This window comes from uncultured Corynebacterium sp., from assembly GCF_902782855.1.
Taxonomy (GTDB): domain Bacteria; phylum Actinomycetota; class Actinomycetes; order Mycobacteriales; family Mycobacteriaceae; genus Corynebacterium.
Window position 1 is genome coordinate 1 of record NZ_CACZOO010000196.1, and the last position, 2,326, is coordinate 2,326.

The window sequence follows — 2,326 nt, forward strand, 5'->3', positions numbered from 1 at the left end:
CGTGCACAAGGCCGGCCTGGACCCTGTCGCCGGCGTCGACGAGGCGGGACGCGGTGCCTGTTGTGGACCGGTGACCGTCGCCGCCTGCATCCTGCCGCCCGGGCCACTGCCCGATCTCGACGGCCTCACCGACTCCAAGAAACTCACCGCAAAGAAGCGTGAGAAGCTCTTCGACGTCATCGTCGACCTCGCCGTGGATCATGCGGTTGTGCACGTCCCGGCGTCCTACGTCGATGAATGGGGTATCCAGCACGCCAACCTGGGCGGTATGCGCCGGGCGGTGGCGCGGTTGGAGGTACGTCCCGGCTACATCCTCACCGACGCAATGAAGATCGACGGCTTCACCCGACCACACCTTCCGGTGGTCAAGGGGGACCTCATCTGCCGCTGCATCTCCGCGGCGAGCGTGCTGGCGAAGGTCAGTCGGGACCGGCTGATGGTCGAGCTGGACGGTCGTTACCCGGGCTACGGTCTGGCAGGGCACAAGGGCTACGGGACTGCGGCCCACATGGAGTCGGTGAGCCTCCTCGGCGGGACCCCGGAACACCGATACACTTACTCGAACGTGGCCGCCGCACAGGCGCGGTGGCTCCAGAGCCGACAGGCTCAGCAGATACAGCAGCAGAAGGGGTGATCCGTACACCGTGAGTGCCGAGGATCTTGAGGACTACGAAGCCAATGTCGAGCTGTCCATGTACCGCGAGTACCGCGACGTGGTCAGTCAGTTCAGCTACGTCGTCGAGACGGAGCGGCGCTTCTACCTCGCCAATGCGGTGGAGCTGATCCCGCGGAACTCCGGTGGCGAGGTCTACTACGAGGTGCGGATGTCCGACGCGTGGGTGTGGGACATGTACCGGCCCGCCCGGTTCGTCCGCTACGTCCGGGTGATCACGTACAAGGATGTCAACATCGAGGAACTCGACAAGCCGGACCTCAGGCTTCCGGAGTAGGTTCCGCAGTGGTTTCTGCGGTGGTTTCCACGGAGGATGCTGCGGGGCCCACGACCTCGGCGACCGCGGAGGATGCCGCCCGAAGCTGTGGGTCGAGTACCGCAATCGCGCAGACCAGTGCAGTGACCACGGCTCCGGCGGTCACGGGGGCGGACCCGTCGAGCTCGTAGAGCAGGGCACCGGTGGTGGGGGCGAGCACCATCGTCAGTCCCGTGGCGGCGGTGACCAGGCCGGCCACCCCGCCCTGCTCGGCCGGGGTGACCCGGAGACTGGCCCCGGCGGTGAAACCGGGCGTCGCCGCGCCCATGCCGAGGGCCACGACGCCGACACCGATGTAGAGCAGGACGGCAGCCAGGGGGACGGAGCGCACGGCGGGGGCCAGTATCAGGAACCCCGCCGTCGCGGTGGCCGCCCCGACCCGCAGCAGAGTGCCCGGCCCCCACCCGCTGCGCGGCACGATGACTGCCTGGGAGACCACCACCCCGGCACCGGCGACCAGCAAGGCCAGGCCGGTGAGCAGTCCGGCCCGGTCGCCGGAGACGTCGAGCCGGTCCTGGATGAGGAATCCGATGATGACCTGGATGAAGCCGAGGGCCAGGTACATGCCGAAACAACAGAGCAGGAACGGCCGGACTCTGTGGTCGGTGGGTCGGACCGTGCGGGGTCGCCGCATCAACTCGGTGGGTGCCTGGGGACGCAGTCGGGTCCGCACGAGAACCACAGTGAGTGCCAGGAACACCGGTACCGCGACCAGGGGAACCATGAGGCCGAAGATCGCGAGCAGACCACCGACCGCTGAGCCGACGACCTGACCGACACCCTGGGTAGCCCCGAGCCTGGACATGCCCCTGACCCGGGCACCACTGTCGACAGTGCCGTCATCGGCGGTGGTGGCATCAGCGACCGCCGCCTGCGCGGTCGGTGGGACCGCCGCCATCGCCGCGCCGAAGAACACGCCGCGCAACAGGAGGAAAAGGAGGAACAGACCGATTCCACCGAGGGCACCGGCCATGCCCAGTCCTGCGACGAGGGCGAACAGGGCGGTGGCGGCGGCTGCGACGGACAGTGCGGAGACGAGGACGCTGCGCCGGCCGGCGGACTGGGAGCGGCGTCCCCACGCAGGGCCGGTCAACGCGACCATCAGGGCGGCGGTACTGAGCGTGACCCCCACCTGCCAGTCCGCGAGACCGACATCGCGGGCCAGCGGGGCGATCACCGGGTTCAGTGACATCTGCGCCAGGACGGTGACGAAGGCCACAGTCAGCAGAATCCGGATCTGTGCGTCGGTACCGTCTGTGCTTGTTCTACCTGTTCCGCCAACTGTGTTTCCGTTGCCGTCGGTGGCCGTCATGGGACTCCCGTGTGCGGGTCGGTTC

At 68.2% G+C, this 2,326-nt stretch carries 3 protein-coding genes; 2 read left to right on the forward strand and 1 reads right to left on the reverse strand.

Features of this window, described 5'->3' with window-relative positions; translation table 11 throughout:
• Window position 1 precedes the first annotated feature (1 nt).
• Window positions 2-634 carry a ribonuclease HII gene (locus QZV72_RS08500; RefSeq protein ID WP_297007305.1) on the forward strand — a complete coding sequence of 211 codons (633 nt, stop codon included), beginning with the start codon at window positions 2-4 and terminating at the stop codon, window positions 632-634.
• Window positions 635-644: 10 nt separating this feature from the next.
• A complete protein-coding gene (locus QZV72_RS08505) occupies window positions 645-950 on the forward strand; it encodes a DUF2469 domain-containing protein (protein ID WP_014010227.1) in 306 nt (101 codons plus the stop codon).
• On the opposite strand, the gene QZV72_RS08510 is transcribed toward QZV72_RS08505, so the two are convergent.
• A complete protein-coding gene (locus tag QZV72_RS08510; protein WP_297007314.1) occupies window positions 934-2,208 on the reverse strand; it encodes an MFS transporter in 1,275 nt (424 codons plus the stop codon). The two genes, QZV72_RS08505 and QZV72_RS08510, sit on opposite strands and share 17 nt — an antisense overlap.
• Between the last annotated feature and the right edge of the window lie 118 nt (window positions 2,209-2,326).